Origin of the sequence: Pseudomonas orientalis, from assembly GCF_001439815.1 — a bacterium.
Classification (GTDB): Bacteria; Pseudomonadota; Gammaproteobacteria; order Pseudomonadales; family Pseudomonadaceae; genus Aquipseudomonas; species Aquipseudomonas orientalis.
Genome location: NZ_JYLM01000002.1, coordinates 773,573 through 789,889, shown reverse-complemented (window position 1 = coordinate 789,889; position 16,317 = coordinate 773,573). Strand labels below are relative to the sequence as shown.

General features: G+C 62.2%; 16 protein-coding genes. 7 read left to right on the top strand and 9 right to left on the bottom strand.

The genetic code is table 11. The features are described from left to right. Nucleotides 1-7: 7 nt before the first annotated feature. Nucleotides 8-1,306, bottom strand: coding sequence for an NAD(P)/FAD-dependent oxidoreductase (locus TU82_RS07835; protein WP_057722537.1), 1,299 nt, complete (start codon nt 1,304-1,306; stop codon nt 8-10). A gap of 238 nt (nt 1,307-1,544) precedes the next feature. Here TU82_RS07835 and hpaR (TU82_RS07830) point away from each other — a divergent pair, with 238 nt between their 5' ends. Next, complete coding sequence (gene hpaR, locus TU82_RS07830) at nt 1,545-1,967, top strand: homoprotocatechuate degradation operon regulator HpaR (protein WP_057722536.1); 423 nt, start codon at nt 1,545-1,547, stop codon at nt 1,965-1,967. 212 nt (nt 1,968-2,179) lie between these two features. Here hpaR (TU82_RS07830) and hpaI read toward each other — a convergent pair whose 3' ends face one another. Genes hpaI through TU82_RS07790 form a run of 8 tightly spaced genes read right to left on the bottom strand, consistent with a single transcriptional unit; the run spans nt 2,180 to nt 9,424 of the window. Further along, the gene (hpaI, locus tag TU82_RS07825) at nt 2,180-2,983 is read right to left on the bottom strand and encodes a 4-hydroxy-2-oxoheptanedioate aldolase (RefSeq protein WP_057722535.1); all 804 of its coding nucleotides are present in this window, start codon (nt 2,981-2,983) and stop codon (nt 2,180-2,182) included. A 15-nt stretch (nt 2,984-2,998) separates the two neighbouring features. After that, nucleotides 2,999-3,802 (bottom strand): 2-oxo-hept-4-ene-1,7-dioate hydratase, encoded by an 804-nt coding sequence (gene hpaH / locus TU82_RS07820; protein WP_057722534.1) that lies wholly within the window; start codon nt 3,800-3,802, stop codon nt 2,999-3,001. A gap of 12 nt (nt 3,803-3,814) precedes the next feature. Next, nucleotides 3,815-5,119 (bottom strand): MFS transporter, encoded by a 1,305-nt coding sequence (locus TU82_RS07815; protein WP_057722533.1) that lies wholly within the window; start codon nt 5,117-5,119, stop codon nt 3,815-3,817. A 51-nt stretch (nt 5,120-5,170) separates the two neighbouring features. Further along, the gene (locus tag TU82_RS07810; RefSeq protein ID WP_057722532.1) at nt 5,171-5,563 is read right to left on the bottom strand and encodes a tautomerase family protein; all 393 of its coding nucleotides are present in this window, start codon (nt 5,561-5,563) and stop codon (nt 5,171-5,173) included. A gap of 45 nt (nt 5,564-5,608) precedes the next feature. Continuing rightward, nucleotides 5,609-6,466 carry a 3,4-dihydroxyphenylacetate 2,3-dioxygenase gene (hpaD, locus tag TU82_RS07805; RefSeq protein ID WP_057722531.1) on the bottom strand — a complete coding sequence of 286 codons (858 nt, stop codon included), beginning with the start codon at nt 6,464-6,466 and terminating at the stop codon, nt 5,609-5,611. Nucleotides 6,467-6,516: 50 nt separating this feature from the next. Continuing rightward, on the bottom strand, nt 6,517-7,977 hold the full coding sequence (hpaE, locus tag TU82_RS07800) for a 5-carboxymethyl-2-hydroxymuconate semialdehyde dehydrogenase (RefSeq protein ID WP_057722530.1): 1,461 nt from the start codon (nt 7,975-7,977) through the stop codon (nt 6,517-6,519). A gap of 5 nt (nt 7,978-7,982) precedes the next feature. Beyond that, on the bottom strand, nt 7,983-8,753 hold the full coding sequence (locus TU82_RS07795; RefSeq protein WP_057722529.1) for a fumarylacetoacetate hydrolase family protein: 771 nt from the start codon (nt 8,751-8,753) through the stop codon (nt 7,983-7,985). Next, complete coding sequence (locus TU82_RS07790; protein WP_057722528.1) at nt 8,750-9,424, bottom strand: fumarylacetoacetate hydrolase family protein; 675 nt, start codon at nt 9,422-9,424, stop codon at nt 8,750-8,752. The genes TU82_RS07795 and TU82_RS07790 overlap by 4 nt, the downstream gene beginning before the upstream one ends. A 173-nt stretch (nt 9,425-9,597) precedes the next feature. Between TU82_RS07790 and hpaA the strand changes: the two genes are divergently transcribed. The 6 genes from hpaA (at nt 9,598) to TU82_RS07760 (ending at nt 15,961) form a co-directional block, all read left to right on the top strand. Next, nucleotides 9,598-10,503, top strand: a complete 906-nt coding sequence (hpaA, locus tag TU82_RS07785) for a 4-hydroxyphenylacetate catabolism regulatory protein HpaA (protein ID WP_057722658.1) — start codon at nt 9,598-9,600, stop codon at nt 10,501-10,503. Between the two features lie 163 nt (nt 10,504-10,666). Then, nucleotides 10,667-11,089 carry a homoprotocatechuate degradation operon regulator HpaR gene (hpaR, locus tag TU82_RS07780; protein WP_057722527.1) on the top strand — a complete coding sequence of 141 codons (423 nt, stop codon included), beginning with the start codon at nt 10,667-10,669 and terminating at the stop codon, nt 11,087-11,089. Nucleotides 11,090-11,253: 164 nt separating this feature from the next. Continuing rightward, nucleotides 11,254-12,246 carry a helix-turn-helix domain-containing protein gene (locus TU82_RS07775; RefSeq protein ID WP_057722526.1) on the top strand — a complete coding sequence of 331 codons (993 nt, stop codon included), beginning with the start codon at nt 11,254-11,256 and terminating at the stop codon, nt 12,244-12,246. Nucleotides 12,247-12,314: 68 nt separating this feature from the next. Further along, nucleotides 12,315-13,247, top strand: coding sequence for a SphA family protein (locus TU82_RS07770; protein WP_057722525.1), 933 nt, complete (start codon nt 12,315-12,317; stop codon nt 13,245-13,247). A 10-nt stretch (nt 13,248-13,257) separates the two neighbouring features. After that, nucleotides 13,258-14,490, top strand: coding sequence for an MFS transporter (locus TU82_RS07765; protein WP_057722524.1), 1,233 nt, complete (start codon nt 13,258-13,260; stop codon nt 14,488-14,490). 16 nt (nt 14,491-14,506) lie between these two features. Continuing rightward, on the top strand, nt 14,507-15,961 hold the full coding sequence (locus TU82_RS07760) for an amidase (protein ID WP_057722523.1): 1,455 nt from the start codon (nt 14,507-14,509) through the stop codon (nt 15,959-15,961). The last annotated feature ends 356 nt before the right edge of the window (nt 15,962-16,317 follow it).

Here is a 16,317-nt window from a genome sequence, read left to right as displayed (position 1 = left end):
ATGGGAATCAACGGCGACCGTTGAAGTAGCCTGACAGTTGGTGGAGGCTTTTGCCGGCGGTGAGCAGCAGCGGGCGGATACGGTCCTTGCCAAGGATCTGCGCGTGCTTGACCGCGCTGATCAGGTCGTAGCGCGAAGAACCTTCGCTCATACCCTCGGCCAGGACCTTGCAGATGATGTGGCTGGGCGTCACCCCAAAACCGGCGTAGCCCTGCACATAGAAGGCGTTGGGGCGCCCGCTCAGCGTGCCGATCTGCGGAAACAGGTTGGCGCCGGTCGCCATCGGCCCGCCCCAGGCCAGGTCGATCTTGACGTCCTTGAGATAGGGGAAAATCTTCAGCATCAAGTGGCGGTTCCAGGCCTTGAGGTCCAGCGGGATGTGCTCGACAAACGGCGTGGCGGCCCCGAACAGCAAGCGGTTTTCGTTGGTGACGCGGTAGTAGTCGATTACCGGGCGGATATCGCTGTAGGCGCCGCGTATGGGGCTGATGCGGTTGATCGTTTCGTCCGACAGCGGTTCGGTCATCAGCTGGAAGGCGTAGGTGTTGACGGTGGTCTTGTGCAACTCGGGTTCAAGCTTGTTGAGGAAGCTGTCGCAGGCCCATAGCAATTTGGTTGCCTTGACCGAGCCTCGACCGGTGCGCACAGTGATGCGCTCGCCATAGCTCACCTCCAGCGCCGGGCTGTGTTCATAGATACGCACACCGTGGCCGGCCAGTGCCTTGGCTTCGCCCAGCAGCAGGTTCAACGAGTGCACGTGCCCGCCGCCCATGTGCAGCAGCGCGCTGGTGTAGGCGTCGGAGCCAATGATCTGCTTGACCTCGGAGCCTGCCATGAAGCGGATCTCGTCCTTGGTATTGATCGACTTGAAGTCTTTCTCCCAGGCGCGCAGGGTTTTTTCCTGGCGGGCGTTGAAGCCCATATAGCCGTAGCCGTGGCAGAAGTCGGCGTCGATCGAGTATTTGGCGATGCGGTCCTTGATGATACCGGCGCCCAGCTCGCTGATTTCAAAGATCTGGCGCAGGCCTTCGTCGCCGACTTGTTTTTTGATCTTTTCCAGGTCATGGCCGATACCCGCCATGATCTGCCCGCCGTTGCGGCCGGTACCGCCAAAGCCCAGGTAACGCGCTTCGAGTACCACGATGTTGGTGATGCCTTTTTCAGCGAGTTCCAGCGCGGTATTGATACCGGAGAAACCGCCGCCAATCACCACCACGTCGGCTTCCACGTCGTGTTCGAGCGTCGGGAAATTGAGGTTGTATTTCTTGGTTGCCGAATAGTAGGTAGGCGTTTCGATAGTGATCATGGCGCAGCCTGGAAAAGTGAAGGAGAACTCACTGCAGAGCCGGGTTGAGGCTCTGTGCCTGTTGGGTGCTATTAAGTGCCTTCCGAGCGGTAGGTGTCTTGATCCTGTGTGCCGCCGCTTTTGACCGTGGCTGCCACTATCAGCCATCAAGCCTGCCCGGATGTAAAGCGGCACACGGCGATCAGTGGCCAATGCTAGAATGTTGTTAATCTGTTAACTAAATGCGACGCCACTGCCCATGTCCAAACCGCGCCAATCCTTGACCCTCACGTTGCTCCAGGCACGTGAAGCCGCCATGGCTTTTTTTCGTCCTTCGCTCAATCAACACGGGCTGACCGAGCAGCAATGGCGAGTCATTCGGATCCTGAGCCAGCACGAAGAATTGGAGATCAACCGCCTGGCGGAGCTGGCGTGCATCCTCAAGCCGAGCATGACCGGCGTGCTGGCGCGTATGGAGGCGGCGGGCATGGTTGAGCGGCGTAAGGCGCAACAGGATCAACGGCGCGTACTGGTGCGGCTGGCCGGGAAGGGGCAAGCCTGCTTCGACTCGATGAGTCAGAGCATGGAAGCCAATTACCAGCGTTTGCAGGCGGGGTTTGGCGAGGAGAAGTTGCAGACGTTGCTGACCTTGCTCAACGAGCTTAAAACCCTCAAGCGCTGAAGCGAGTGGACCGGCTGGGGGCAAGCCCCAATGCCAGTCAGTTAAGCGTACATCGCTCTCTGTAGGAGCGAGCTTGCTCGCGAAAAACGTCAACGATAACGCGTTTTTCCTGAGTGAACGCGGCAGCTGTGAGTTCTTCGCGAGCAAGCTCGCTCCTACAAAAAACCTTACAGGGGGCCCCCTCTCTACAGGTCACTTTTCGTTCGCACTACCTAATAGATAGCGCCGGCCGTGCTTGCAGGCACCAGTGAACCCTTGAACGCCGCCGCCAGGCTTTGCAGCCCGCGCATCAGCACTGTGGTGTCTACGCCCACCGCGACAAACGCGGCGCCTAGTTCGATGTAACGCCTGGCCAGGGCCTGGTCGGCACTGAGAATGCCGGCGGCCTTGCCCGCGTTGCGGATGCGGGCGATGGCATCTTCGATCGCCGCCTGCACCTCAGAGTGCCCCGGGTTGCCGCGAAAGCCCATCGAGGCGCTCAGGTCCGCCGGCCCGATGAACACACCGTCGATGCCGTCCACGGCCGCAATGGCGTCCAGGTTGGCCAGGCCCTCGCGGTTTTCGATCTGCACCAGCAAGCACATTTGCTCATCGGCGTGGTCGAGGTAGCCGGGGATGCTGTTCCAGCGTGAAGCGCGCGCCAACGCACTGCCGACGCCGCGCACGCCGTTGGGTGGGTAGTGGATGGCTTTCACCAGTTCCTGCGCTTGCGCTGCGCTTTGGACCATGGGCACCAACAGCGTCTGCACGCCGATATCGAGCACTTGCTTGATCAGCGCGGTGTCGCCGATGACCGGGCGAATCACCGGGTGGCTGGGGTAGGGCGCCACGGCCTGGAGTTGGCCGAGCATGCCGCGCAGATCGTTGGGCGCATGTTCGCCGTCGATCAGCAACCAATCGAAGCCGGCATTGGCGGCCAGTTCCGCGCAGTAGGCATCGGCCAGCCCCAGCCACAGGCCGATCTGGGCTTCACCGCTGCGCAGGCGCTGTTTGAAGGTGTTCACAGGCATATCCATCGGGCAGTCCTCCGCTTACACAAAACGACAGGCAATCGACCCGAGCATGTCGTAGTCGACATGGAAGGTATCGCCAGGGTTGGCCGCCACCGGGCGGGTAAAGGAGCCGCCCAGGATGATCTGCCCCGGTTGCAGGGTGACGTCATAGGCGGCCAGCTTATTGGCGAGCCAGGCCACGCCCTTGGCCGGGTGGTTGAGCACGGCGGCCGACACGCCGGACTCTTCGATCACACCGTTGCGGTACAGCACCGCCGGCACCTTGCGCAGGTCGATCTCAGTCGGGCGCACGGCGCGCCCGCCCATCACCACGCCGGCGTTGGCCGCGTTGTCGGAGATGGTATCGAACACCTTGCGGGTCGCCTTGGTGTGCGGGTCGACCTGCTGGATGCGCGCGTCGATGATCTCCAGCGCCGGGATCACCCATTCGGTGGCGTCCAGCACATCGAACACGGTCACGTTCGGGCCTTTCAAGGGTTTGCCCAGGATGAACGCCAATTCGACCTCGACGCGCGGCACGATAAAGCGCTCAAAGGGGATGTCGGTGCCTTCCTCGAAAAACATATCGTCGAGCAGCGCGCCGTAATCCGGCTCGGTGATATTGGAGGACACCTGCATGGCGCGGGAGGTCAGGCCGATCTTGTGGCCGACCAGCTTGCGCCCATCCTTGATTTTGCGGGCTACCCACGCGCGCTGGATGGCGTAGGCGTCATCGAGGGTGATTGCCGGATGCTCCAGGGAAAACTGGCGTACCTGCTCCCGTGAGCGTTCCGCCTGGTCGAGGCGGGCGGCGGCTTGTTGGATAAGCTGTTGATCAAGCATGGCAAGGGTCTCTTAGTGAGGGTTGACGACGGCCGCCTGGGTGCGCAGCACCAGCAAGCCGCCGAGTGCAATCAGCACTGCCAGGGCGTAGAGGGCCAGGCTGGCGCTGTGGGTGGTGTCGCGCATCCAGCCTATGAGGTAGGGCGCGAAGAACGACGCAATGCTGCCGAAGGAACTGATCAAGGCAATGCCGGCGGCCTGGGTGTGGTTGGACAGGAACGCCGGGGGCAACTGCCAGAACATCGGCAACGCGGCGCTGGCGCCCATGCCGGCGATGATCAGGCCGCCCAGCACCAGGGCCGGGTTGGCAGGGGCGAGCCCGGCGATGGCGATGCCGCCGGCGGACATCAGCAATGGCACGCACAGGTGCCAGCGGCGTTCGCGGTGTCGGTCGGACGAGCGCCCGCAGCCGATCATGAAAAAGCACCCGGCCAGGTAGGGCACCGCACTGAGCAGGCCGACCTTGCCGTCGCTGCCGACCCCGGCCCCATGGATCAGCGTCGGCATCCAGAACGCCAGGGTGTTGACCGCCAGCATCACCGCGAAATACACCGCCACCAGCAGCCACACCTGCCGGTTGTGAAGAATGGCGGCGAACGAGGTGATGGATTTGCGCTGTTCTTCGCTGTGCAGTTGCTCGCGCAAGTGTTGTTTTTGCGCAGCCGTCAGCCAGGTCACGGTCTCAAAGCTGTCCGGCAGGCACTTGAGTACCACCAGCCCGAGCAGAATGACCGGCGCGCCCTCGATCACGAACATCCATTGCCAGCCGCGCAGGCCGCCCAGGTCATGAAAGTGCTCCAGGATGCCGCCGGAGAGCGGCCCGCCGACCACCCCGGCCATGGGCACTGCAATCGCAAACAAGGCGGTGATTTGCGCACGCCGACCGGCCGGGTACCAACGGTTCAGGAACACCAGGATGCCCGGGAAAAAACCCGCTTCGGCGACCCCGAGCAAAAAGCGCAGCACATAGAAGCCCGTCGCGCTGTCGACCAGGAACATGCAGGTCGACAGCGCGCCCCACACCACCATCAGCGTGGCGATCCAGCGCCTGGGGCCGACGCGGTCGAGGGCCATGTTGCTGGGCACGCCGAACAATGCGTAGGCGACGAAGAACAGGCCGGCACCGAAGCCATAGACGGTGTCGCTGAAGTTGAGGTCGGCGCTCATCTGCATCTTGGCGAAGCCGATGTTGATGCGATCGAGATGGGCGAACAGGTAACAGATCAGCAACAGCGGCATCAGCCGCCAGGTGATGGCGCTGTGGGTGCGGTCGCGGGCGACGGCAGTGCAAGTGTCGGCGGTATTGGCTGTGCTCATGGTTTTATACTTTTTGTCTGAGAGGCCGATGGAACGAACGGGCAGGGCGGGTTAGTTCACCTGTGCCTTGAGGAAGGCATGCACATTGTTCTGCTTGAAATTGAGGTGTTCGTGCAGTTCGGTCATTTCAAACGACAAGGCCAGCAGACGTTGGGCTTGCAGCTCGGCAAAGTGCGCGGTGATCACCGCGAAGAGTTTTTCGGCGACTGCCTGCCGTGTCGCCAGGTCGCGGCCATGGCCGACCTTGAGGGTCATGTGCACGAAGGCGTAGTCATGCTTGCCGTCGGCCATGCGCCAGGTGTCCAGGCGCACACCGCGGCTGCGGATACCGCCCAGCGGGAACACGCCGCTGTCGCCCAGGGTGGCGTGGACTTTTTCAAACAGGCCGGGCAGGTCGGCCTGCTGTTCGATGTTGTCGGTGTACTCAGCGATGAAATGAGGCATGAACGGCTCCTTCAGGCCGCTCGGGGATACCGGGCGGCCATGCGGTCAAACAGGGAAAATAGCGTTGATTTGCCCGGTACCCGAGCTGCCGAAGGGTTCGGTGATGATCTCGGCCGGCTTGCTGTAATCCGGCCCGCCGAGCAAACCCAGGAGCATGGCGGTGTCGTGCATCTTGCCTTCGCCAAAGCAGTGCTCGGCGTAGTCGGGGAGCATGGCGCAGAACTCTTTCCAGCGGCCCTGGCGCCACAGTTCCACCACGTGCAGGTCGACCTGTTTGTCGAACTCGCGCGTCCAGTTATGGATATTGGCTTCGGCATTGCGATCGTCCGAGAAGCGGTGCGACAACGATCCCGAGGCCAGCACCACGACTTTGCGGTCGCTTTTTTCGATGGCGCGGCGCACGGCGGCGCCGAAGGTGAAGCTGTCTTGCAGGCGATGCCAGGCGCACCAGGCGGCAATCGACACCACGTTGAGTTTCTGATCCTCCGGTACGCCCATGTGCATGTAGCGCATCGGCACCAGGGTGCCGTATTCCAGCTCCAGGCTGGGGATGTTGTGGGCGAGGGTGCGTACATCGGCGGCGTTGGCTTCGGCGGCGATCAGCTCGCCCAGCTCAGGGCAGCCGGGGTACTCGTACTCCATATTCTTGATGAAGTGCGGCAGTTCGTTACTGGTGTAAATGCCCTTGAAATGTTCGCCGCTGTTGACGTGATAGGCGCTGTTGACCAGCCAGTGCACGTCGAACACCACGGCGGTGTCGGCGCCCAGTTCGCGCGCGCGCCGGCCGATTTCCTTGTGGCCGGCAATCGCCGCCTCACGGCAGCCATGGTGTTTGCCGGGCAGCTCCGACAAATACATCGAGGGAACGTGGCAGATTTTCGCGGCCAGGACGACTTCGCCCATGATGATTCTCCTGAAATTGTTGTTGTTGTCTTAGGGGATGTTGGTGTTGCTCAGACGCCCCAGCGTGGAATGTGATGACTGCCCATCGAGATGCACACGTTCTTGATCTCGGCAAACACCTCGAAGCTGTATTGGCCGCCTTCACGGCCGGTGCCGGAACCTTTCACCCCGCCGAACGGCTGGCGCAGGTCGCGCACGTTCTGACTGTTGATGAACACCATGCCGGCTTCGATGCCATAGGCCAGACGATGCGCCTTGCCGATGTCCTGGGTCCAGATGTAGGACGCCAGGCCGTACTCGGTGTCGTTGGCCAGCTGCAGCGCTTCGGCTTCGTCCTTGAACGGAATCAGGCACACCACCGGGCCAAAGATTTCTTCCTGGGCAATGCGCATGTTGTTGTTCACATCGGCGAAAACCGTCGGTTGAATGAACTGGCCGCGGCTCAAGTGCGCCGCCAGGTTGGCCGGGCGCTCCAGGCCGCCGGCGAGGAGGGTGGCGCCTTCTTCGAGGCCGATCCTGATGTAGCCGGTGACCTTGTCGTAGTGGGCCTGGGTGATCATCGAGCCGACCTGGGTCTTCGGGTCTTGCGGGTCGCCGACGATCAGGCGTTTGGCGCGCGCGGCAAACTCAGCCACGAATTGCGCGTAAACGCTTTCCTGGATAAAGATCCGGCTGCCGGCGGTGCAACGTTCGCCGTTGAGCGAGAAAATCGTGAACAATGCCGCGTCCAGCGCACGTTCCAGGTCGGCGTCTTCGAAGATCAGCACCGGCGACTTGCCGCCCAGTTCCATGGAGTACTTTTTCAGGCCGGCGGTCTGCATGATCTTCTTGCCGGTGGCCGTGCCGCCGGTGAAGGAAATTGCTCGCACGTCGGGGTGGCGCACCAACGCATCGCCCGCCGTGGCGCCGTAACCCTGGATCACGTTCAGCACGCCGTTGGGGATGCCGGCTTCGACGGCCAGGCGCCCCAGTTCGTTGGCGGTCAGCGGTGACAGCTCGGACATCTTCAGCACGGCGGTGTTGCCCAGCGCCAGGCACGGCGCGGTCTTCCAGGTGGCCGTCATGAACGGCACGTTCCATGGCGAGACCAGCGCGCACACACCCACCGGCTGGTACAAGGTGTAGTTGAGCATCTGGTCGTCGACCGGGTAGCTGTGCCCGTCCATGCGTGTGCAGACTTCGGCGAAGAAATCGAAGTTGTGCGAGGCGCGTGGGATCAATACGTTTTTGGTCTGGTGAATCGGCAGGCCGGTGTCGAGGGTTTCCAGTTCGGCCAGGCGCGGCACGTTCTGTTCGATCAGTTCACCGAGCTTGCGCATCAGGCGCGCACGTTCCTTGGCGGGTGTTCCGGCCCACTTCGGAAAGGCTTCCCTGGCCGCCGCCACGGCCTGCGCCACTTCTTCGGCACCGCCGCTGGCGACTTCGCCGATGGCTTCGCCGGTGGCCGGGTTGTAGTTGACGAACACGTCTTTGCTTTCGACCTCACGGCCGTTGATCCAATGTTTGATCATGCTGCTCAAGCCTCTTTACGGGCGTTGAAGAACGCCGTTTCGCTGACAATCCGATTGACCAGGCGACCGACGCCTTCGACTTCCACCACCACTTCATCGCCGGGCACCACATCGGCCAGGCCCTCGGGCGTGCCGGTGGCGATCATGTCGCCGGGCTGCAAGGTCATGAAGCCGGACAGGTATTCGATGAGGTAGGGAATGTCGAAAATCATGTCGCGGGTGCTGCCTTCCTGGCGCAGTTCACCGTTGATCCAGGTGCGCAGCTTCAGGTTGCTCGGGTCCGGCACATCGGCCACATCAACGATCCAGGGGCCGACGGGCGTGGTGGCGTCGCGGTTTTTTACGCGCAGATTGGGGCGGTAGTAGTTTTCCAGGTAATCACGAATCGCGTAGTCGTTGCACACCGTGTAACCCGCCACATAGTCCAGGGCGTCTTCGCGCTTGACGTTGCGCGCCGCTTTGCCGATGACGGCCACCAGTTCGCACTCGTAGTGCATGTAGGCGACGTTATCCGGGCGCCAGCTCACCTGGTTGTGGCCGGTGTAGGTGCCTGGGGATTTGATGAACGCCAGCGGCTCGGTGGGCGGTTTGAACGCCAGTTCGGCGGCGTGGTCGGCGTAGTTCAGGCCCAGGGCGAACATGCTGCCGGTGGCCGGTGGCAGCCATTGCACCTGGTCTTCGGTCAGCAGGCGGCCGTCAGCCAGGCGCACGGCGTTGTTGTCTTCGACTTGAACGCGGTGAATTTCGCCTTCAAAGCGGATACGGGCGTGTTTCATGCGTGCTCCTGCGGCTGGGCCACGATGTGATTGACGAGACGCCCCAGCCCGCTGATTTCAACGGCGACGCTGTCACCCGGCAGCACATCGACGCGACCTTCAGGGGTGCCGGTGATCAGCACATCGCCTGCGTGCAGGGTCATGAACTCGCTGATTTCGGCGATCAGCAACGCAATGTTGCGCACGAAGTTAGCGGTGCTGTTTTGCTGGCGAACCTCGCCGTTGACGTACAGCGTGATCGCCAGGCTATGCGGGTCGTTGATCTGTGCAGTGGGGATCAGCTCAGGCCCGACGGCACAGAAACCATCCCGGCATTTGGCTTTGACGGCAGGGCGGTAGTAGCTGTCTTCCGGCAGGCTGAATTCATTGACGATGGTGTAGCCGGCTACGTAATCGAGGGCTTCGGCCGCGCTAACACGGCTGGCGCTCTTGCCCATCACCACGCCCAGGGCCGGGCCGGGTTGCAAGCGTTCGCCCGGGCCTGGGTGCACAACCTCGGCACCGTGCTGATTGCGGGTATTGGGCGTCTTGATAAACAGCACCGGTTTGACCGGCGGCTTTTGATACGGCGGCTGTTCGAATTCGGCGAGGCGCTGCTTGAGCAGCCCCTGGTAGTTCAGTGCGACACCGAACAGAGTGCCGGTCGCGACGTCATGCAAGGCACGGCTCATGCTTTCTCCTGGCAGAGCCATGGGGCGGCTCCGGATATTGTTAATGTGTTAACAGTTATAATTAAGATGTTAACTATCGTCAAGCGTGGCACACTCATTTCGCGGTGGTTCCACTGCGCGACTCGGTGCAGGATGAGCGCCACCGCCATCACAAAAACAACGAGCAGCGTGCGATGACCGACCGTCACCCCATCCCCAACATCAACATCGGCCAGGTCTATGACCAGCGCTACAGCGACGCGCAGGTGCATTACGACCGGCTGGCCAACCTGGCGGGTTTCTTCGGGCGCAACATGCCGGTGCACCGGCATGACCGGTTCTTCCAGGTGCATTACGTCAAAAGCGGCGCGGTGCGGGTGTACCTGGACGACCAGCAGTACGTCGAGTCGGGGCCGATGTTCTTCCTTACGCCGCCCACCGTGCCGCATGCCTTCGTGACCGAGGCCGACAGTGACGGACACGTGTTGACGGTGCGTCAGCAACTGGTCTGGCAATTGATCGAGACCGACCCCAGCCTGGCACCGGCCGGCGCGCAGCTGTCGGCGGCGTGTGTCGCGCTGGCGCATTTGGGGCCGCACAACGCGGGTGAAATACGCCGGCTGGACTTTCTGTTCGACGAATTGAGCGAAGAGGTGGATGCCAAGCGCCCAGGGCATGGCGCCGCCCTGGACAGCTTGACGCGCTTGATCATGGTGAGCCTGTTGCGGCTGTGCTCCCACTCGTTGAAAGCCACGCCGGCGCGGCACGAAGACTTGAAGATTTTCCACCGTTTCAACGAGCTGATCGAAGCGCACTACCTGCAGCACTGGCCGTTGTCGCGTTACGCGCAGGGTATCGGCGTGACGCAGGCGCGACTCAACGATGTGTGCCGACGCATCGCCGACCTGCCGTCCAAACGCCTGATTCTGGAGCGCCTGATGCAGGAGGCCAAGCGCCTGTTGCTGTTCACGGGTGGCTCCGCCAACGAAATCTGCTACCAGCTCGGGTTCAAGGACCCGGCCTATTTCAGCCGTTTTTTCCAGCGTTACGCACAGCTCACTCCAGGGGAGTATCGCCAGCGGCAATTGGGTTTGCGTTGAGCCAGGCATGGGGGATTTCGCCTTGATCTTGTGGGGGGCAGCATGACCGGCCCGGCAGGCCGGCAGAATGGCTTTTACGCGGAACCGATTGCACTTTTCACAGGCTTGCGCGCGCTGGCCGGCGACACTAAGCTGCCGACTCGCTCATCCACGTGGTGCCGATATGGCCAACCCCCGACCTTCCTTGACCCTGACCTTGCTGCAAGCCCGTGAAGCGGCCATGGCGTTTTTCCGTCCTGCACTGAATCAACATGAACTGACCGAACAGCAGTGGCGGGTGATTCGCATACTGCGCCAGCAGGGCGAGCTGGAAAGCCATCAACTTGCCCAGCAGGCGTGCATTCTGAAGCCGAGCATGACTGGCGTGTTGAACCGCCTGGAGCGCGATGGCCTGGTACGTCGGCAGAAGTCCAGCCAGGATCAGCGACGGGTGTTCGTCGGCCTCACCGAGCGCGGCCAGCAGTGCTTCGTGTCGATGAGTGAAGGCATGGAAAGCAACTACCGCAAGATCGAGGAACAGTTTGGTGCACAAAAAATGGAGCAACTGCTGGGCCTGCTCAACGAGCTGAAAAATATAAAGCCTTGATGCGCAAAAAATCAGTTAACAGATGAACGTGTTCGTCTGGCGACGGTGTGCTATTGCCCGCTCCACTATCCATTTTCGGCACACATTCACGACCCACCCTGAGTTCGGAATGAAACTTGCGTTGTAGCTGACCTGTAAGCCTTGCAACTGAAAAAGGTCGGGTCATGAACAACAATAATCAGCTGATACCTGCGGTCTCCAAGCGCGTGCAGTCGACGTCGCCCCTCCAGCGTCTACTGACGAGTGATATCGATGAGCACGCGCGCAACATGCGCGGCTGGCAGGTCCGCTACGATCAGTTATCGCCGGGCGTCTTTGAAGGCGAGTTGATCGAGTTCCGTTCGGACTGGATGCAACTGGCCCGCGACCGCTCTAATCAAGCCATGATCAAGAGCGGAGCGGCCTGGGACGGCGCAATCACCTTCAGCTTGCCGTTGAGTGCGCAAGGCCCGGTGTACTGCGCGGGGCATCCGATTCACGAGCCCAGCCTGTTGGTCGCCCACGGGCACAATCTGCCTGAGCTGCACACGCCCCAGCACCTTGACCTGCTCAGCGTGGCGATTGACGAGCGCGTGCTGGAACATGTGCTGGAACGTCAGGGCAGCGCTTTTCGAATTACCGATCTTCCCAAGTGTTACCGCTTGGGCGACTCGTCCGTGCAACATGAACTCGGGGCATTGTTCGATGAACTGGCGCGCTGCGACCAGGGACGGGATGCGTTGCTCGGGCACGACTCGATCCGCCGCGGCATACGCGATACGGTGATGCTGCACATCCTGGAATTGATCGCGCCGGATCAAGCGCCACCGCTCAACCCCACCGCGCGTAAAAGGATGGTCGACCGCGCCCGCGAATATGCGCTGGGCCACCTTGACGAGCCTTTGTCGATCCTCGATCTGTGCAACCACATCGGCGCCAGTCGGCGCAAACTCCAGTACTGTTTCCAGGAAACCCTGGGGATCAATCCGGTGGCCTACCTGCGTGCATTGCGCCTCAATGCGGTGCGTCGTGAACTGCGTACGAGCACGCAGTCCCAGGGCGTACAGGAAGTGGCGGCCCGCTGGGGGTTCTGGCATTTGAGCCGGTTCTCGGGCGATTACCGCACCATGTTTGGCGAAAGCCCTTCGCAGACCCTGCGGCGTACTCAACTCTGCTGAAAACGGATAACCCGCTCACGAGGCTGCTTCATAGGATGACCCACACCACTTGATGGGAGGGGCATTCGATGATTCATAACAATAATGCAAACGCCGCACGCATGACGCTGTTCACCCTGGGGCTGCTCGGCTGCTGCGCCGGCGCCCAGGCCACCGAGAACGGTGCGCCGACAACCGCCGTCGGGGTCTACGATTTCGGCGCGGGGATGATGCCGCCGGCCACACCGTTCGGCACGCTGGGGCTGCGAACGGCGTTTTATTCGGCCAACGTGCAGAAGGACCGCCACGGGCGCTCCGTCGACAACCACTTCTCATTGGATGTGTTGTCGATCGGCGTTGCCTATATGCGCATGACGGATCACACCGTGCTGGGCGCCCAGTATGGTTTCGGCGCGGTGGTGCCGTTTTTCAAGATGGACGCTTCCGTGAAGGTGCCGACGCCGGTCGGGCCGCTGAGCCTGGAGGCCGATCCGTTCCGAATGGCCGACGTGCAGTTGCTGCCGGTGATCCTGCAGTGGAACCTGTCGCCGAATCTGTTCATCAATACGCAGTTGCAGATCCAGGCACCCACCGGTGATTACGACAAGAATCGCCTGATTTCGCCGGGGCTCAATCACTGGACGTTCTCGCCGATCGTCAACACCACTTACATCACCGACAGTGGCTTGGAGGTGTCCTCAAGCTTTGAAGTCGACGTCAATACCCGCAACCCCGCGACCGACTACAAAAGCGGCGTCGAGTACCGCCATGAATTTGCCGTGGGCCAGCATGTGGGGCCATGGACCCTGGGCCTGGGCGGTTATTACTACCGCCAGTTCAGCGACGACGACGCGCCGGGGTTGCAGTCCGGCAATCGCGCACGGGTTTTGGCCGTCGGGCCGGCGGTGAGTTACTTCAAGCCCGGCCTGCCACCCATCTGGCTGCATGCCTACAAGGAAACCGACGCCCGCAACCGTGCCGAGGGTTACACCGTGGCGCTGCGTATTTCTCAAAGTTTCTAAGGGGCTGGCCATGAACCCATTACGTGCTGATTCCGTACACCCTCGCCAAGCCACCGGGCGCCGTGAAGGGCTGGTGCTGATGCTGGGCAGCAGCCTGACGATCATGGGCGCGGCGATGGTCGCGCCAATCCTGCCCAAACTGGGGGCAACGTTTGGCCCCCTGGAGCCGCGTGCCGAGCTGCTGGTGCCCTTGGCGGTGACCGGGCCGGCGCTGGCGATTGCACTGTGCGCGCCCCTGGCCGGGTGGTTGGCCGACCGGGTAGGGCGCAAGGCATTACTGGTGATCGCCACCTTGTTGTATGCCGTGCTCGGCGCATTGCCGGCGGTACTCGATAACTTGCAGAGCATCGTTGGCGTGCGCCTGTTGTTCGGTTGCGCCGAAGCCGCGGTCATGACCTGTTGCGCCACGCTGATCGCCGACTATTGGCACGGCGAGGAACGCATGCGCTATATCAATCGGCAAGTGGTGACCATCGGCCTCGTGGGCTCGCTGTTATTTGTGGTGGGCGGGGCGTTGGGCGAACACTCCTGGCGCCTGCCGTTCCTGCTGTACCTGCTGCCGTTGCTGTTGGTGCCGGTGATGATGAAGGTGTTATGGGAGCCCGAAACCGTCCGGCAGCCAATCGACGTGCCTGAAGAGGGCCGGGTGGCGATCCTGCCCGTGGTGGTCGGTTACCTGCTGATTCTCGGCGGTATGGTCTTGAGTTTTGTCGTACCGATCCAGGCGCCGATTCTGCTGGTCGGCCTGGGTGTGACGTCGAGCACGATGATCGGGCTATCGGCGGGCCTGAGCCTGCTGGCGACCCTGGGCGGTTCGCTGGCCTGGCCGCTGCTGCGCCGGCGCATCGGTATCGCCGGTTGCAACGCGTTGCTGCTGACATTGCTGGGGCTGGGCCTGTGGCTGCTGACGCGCGGGCAAAGCTACAACGCGGTATTGCTGGCCGTACTGATTCACGGCCTGGGCGCGGGGCTGCTGGTGCCCAATGCGATGGCCCCGGTGATGAACGCCCTGAGCGCCAGGACCCACGGGCGCGGCCTGGGCGGGTTCACCGCTTGCCTGTATTTCGGCCAGTTCGCCAGCCCGCTGGTGGTAGCGCTGCTCAGTGCCGGCTCGGGCGACCTGCGCCTTTCCATCCAGTGGCTGGCGTTCGCCAGTGTGGTCTCGGCCCTGGCCTGGGTGCTGGCCGGCCTGCAAGCACGGCGCAAGGCGGCTACCCGCACGTTGGGCTCAACTCATTCGTAATCAAGAGGACATGCACATGGACATCCATAACCTGCTGGACACCGAGGACGCCACGGGATTGGCCGAGTGGCTCCGGCGCGGCGATGTACAGCCCGGCGAACTGCTGGAGGCGGTGATCGATCGCATTGAGCGGGTCGAACCGCAGCTCAACGCCGTGGCCGAGCGCCTGTACGATTCGGCACGTGAAACCGCACGCACGGCACGACCCGGTGAAGGGGTGTTCGCCGGGGTGCCGACCTTGATCAAGGACCTGTTCTCGCCGGTCAACGGCGCGGCTATGACCAATGGTTCCCTGGCGCAGGGAAGCTTTCGCGCCGACTTCGACGCGGAACTGGTGACGCGTCTGCGCCGTGCCGGTTGTGTGATTGTCGGCACCAGTACCTCGCCGGAATTTGGCACTTCATACTCCACCGAATCAAGCCGCTTTGGTGCCACGCGCAACCCGTGGAACACCCACCACAGCGCCGGCGGTTCCAGCGGCGGCGCGGCGGCCCTGGTGGCGGCGCGTGTCGTGCCTTTCGCCCATGGCAACGATGGCGGCGGTTCCTTACGCGTGCCGGCATCCTGCTGTGGCGTGTTCGGTTTGAAACCCAGCCGTGGGCTGCTGCCTTCCGGACCGATGGTCGGCGAGGGCTGGGCCGGGATGGGTACTCCCCATGCCATCACCTTGTCGGTGCGTGACAGCGCCGCGCTGCTGGATGCCACCGCAGGGATCGACCTGGGCGCACCCTATGCCGCGCCCACGCAGATGCAGCCCTATGTCGCGGCGCTGCAGCGTGACCCTCGTCCGCTGCGTATCGCGTTGGTCGAACAACTCGGGCCTTGGCCGACCTCCAGCGCGAGCGTTGACGCCGTCCGCCAGGCCGCCATGTTGTGCCAATCCCTGGGCCACCACGTTGAGCCGGTCAGCTTGCCCGTTGCGCTGCCGGAGTTTCTCGACCAGGTTTTCACGATCATCGGTGCAAGTACCCGCCACTATGTCGACGTGCTGGGCCAGATGCGCGGTGTCGCGGTGCAGCCTGAGGAACTGGAAGCCCGGACCCGGATTATCTTGCGTAGCAAGGGCGATGTAACGGGTGCTCAGTACGCCGGTGCGGTGGAGTGGATTCATGCCTTGGGTCGGCAGTTGGCGGTGTTCATGCAGGATTACGACCTTATCCTCACGCCGACCCTGGCACGCGAGCCGGTGCCCATCGGTGAGCTGGACCTGCAAGACGATAGCGTCAGCCTGGAAGCGCTGATTGAACGGTTCCACAGCTACTCACCGTTTACGGCGCTGTTCAATGCCAGCGGGCAACCGGCGATGTCGGTGCCGTTGTCTTGGAGCGCTGCCGGCTTGCCGATGGGAGCACACTTTGCCGGTCGCTTTGGCGAAGAAAGCACATTGTTTGCACTCGCCGCGCAACTGGAGCGCGCCCAGCCCTGGCGCGGGCGTGTACCGCCGGTGAATGCCTGCGGGTTGTCAGTCTAGGTCTTCTGTAGGAGCGAGCTTGCTCGCGAAGAACTCACAGCCGCCGCGCTCACTCAGGAAACACGCGTTATCGTTGACGTTTTTCGCGAGCAAGCTCGCTCCTACAGAGGGCGATGACCATTTCCTAGGCAGTATTAACGGACTGCCTCTGGAATCCGTGCACAAGTACATAATTGCATCCGCGTGGGCATGAACAGTTGGTTGTCCAAGCCGATGGCCTGATCCAGTCAAGTCGCGAGTTGGAGGTGGCCGTTGCGCGGGATGGGCTGGCCCACATCCATGCGGACGTTGCAGTGTTTATCCAGCGCATCGAACGCGCTATTGCGAGTTTATGAGCGCCAGAGCAGCGACTGCCT

Coding starts and splice junctions, on each gene's coding strand:
- hpaR (WP_057722536.1), top strand. CDS start 1,545: ATGTCCAAACCGCGCCAATCCTTGACCCTCACGTTGCTCCAGGCACGT.
- hpaR (WP_057722527.1), top strand. CDS start 10,667: ATGGCCAACCCCCGACCTTCCTTGACCCTGACCTTGCTGCAAGCCCGT.
- TU82_RS07765 (WP_057722524.1), top strand. CDS start 13,258: ATGAACCCATTACGTGCTGATTCCGTACACCCTCGCCAAGCCACCGGG.
- TU82_RS07835 (WP_057722537.1), bottom strand. CDS start 1,306: ATGATCACTATCGAAACGCCTACCTACTATTCGGCAACCAAGAAATAC.
- TU82_RS07810 (WP_057722532.1), bottom strand. CDS start 5,563: ATGCCTCATTTCATCGCTGAGTACACCGACAACATCGAACAGCAGGCC.
- hpaI (WP_057722535.1), bottom strand. CDS start 2,983: ATGGATATGCCTGTGAACACCTTCAAACAGCGCCTGCGCAGCGGTGAA.
- TU82_RS07815 (WP_057722533.1), bottom strand. CDS start 5,119: ATGAGCACAGCCAATACCGCCGACACTTGCACTGCCGTCGCCCGCGAC.
- TU82_RS07795 (WP_057722529.1), bottom strand. CDS start 8,753: ATGAAACACGCCCGTATCCGCTTTGAAGGCGAAATTCACCGCGTTCAA.
- TU82_RS07775 (WP_057722526.1), top strand. CDS start 11,254: ATGAACAACAATAATCAGCTGATACCTGCGGTCTCCAAGCGCGTGCAG.
- hpaE (WP_057722530.1), bottom strand. CDS start 7,977: ATGATCAAACATTGGATCAACGGCCGTGAGGTCGAAAGCAAAGACGTG.
- TU82_RS07770 (WP_057722525.1), top strand. CDS start 12,315: ATGATTCATAACAATAATGCAAACGCCGCACGCATGACGCTGTTCACC.
- TU82_RS07760 (WP_057722523.1), top strand. CDS start 14,507: ATGGACATCCATAACCTGCTGGACACCGAGGACGCCACGGGATTGGCC.
- hpaD (WP_057722531.1), bottom strand. CDS start 6,466: ATGGGCGAAGTCGTCCTGGCCGCGAAAATCTGCCACGTTCCCTCGATG.
- TU82_RS07790 (WP_057722528.1), bottom strand. CDS start 9,424: ATGAGCCGTGCCTTGCATGACGTCGCGACCGGCACTCTGTTCGGTGTC.
- hpaH (WP_057722534.1), bottom strand. CDS start 3,802: ATGCTTGATCAACAGCTTATCCAACAAGCCGCCGCCCGCCTCGACCAG.
- hpaA (WP_057722658.1), top strand. CDS start 9,598: ATGACCGACCGTCACCCCATCCCCAACATCAACATCGGCCAGGTCTAT.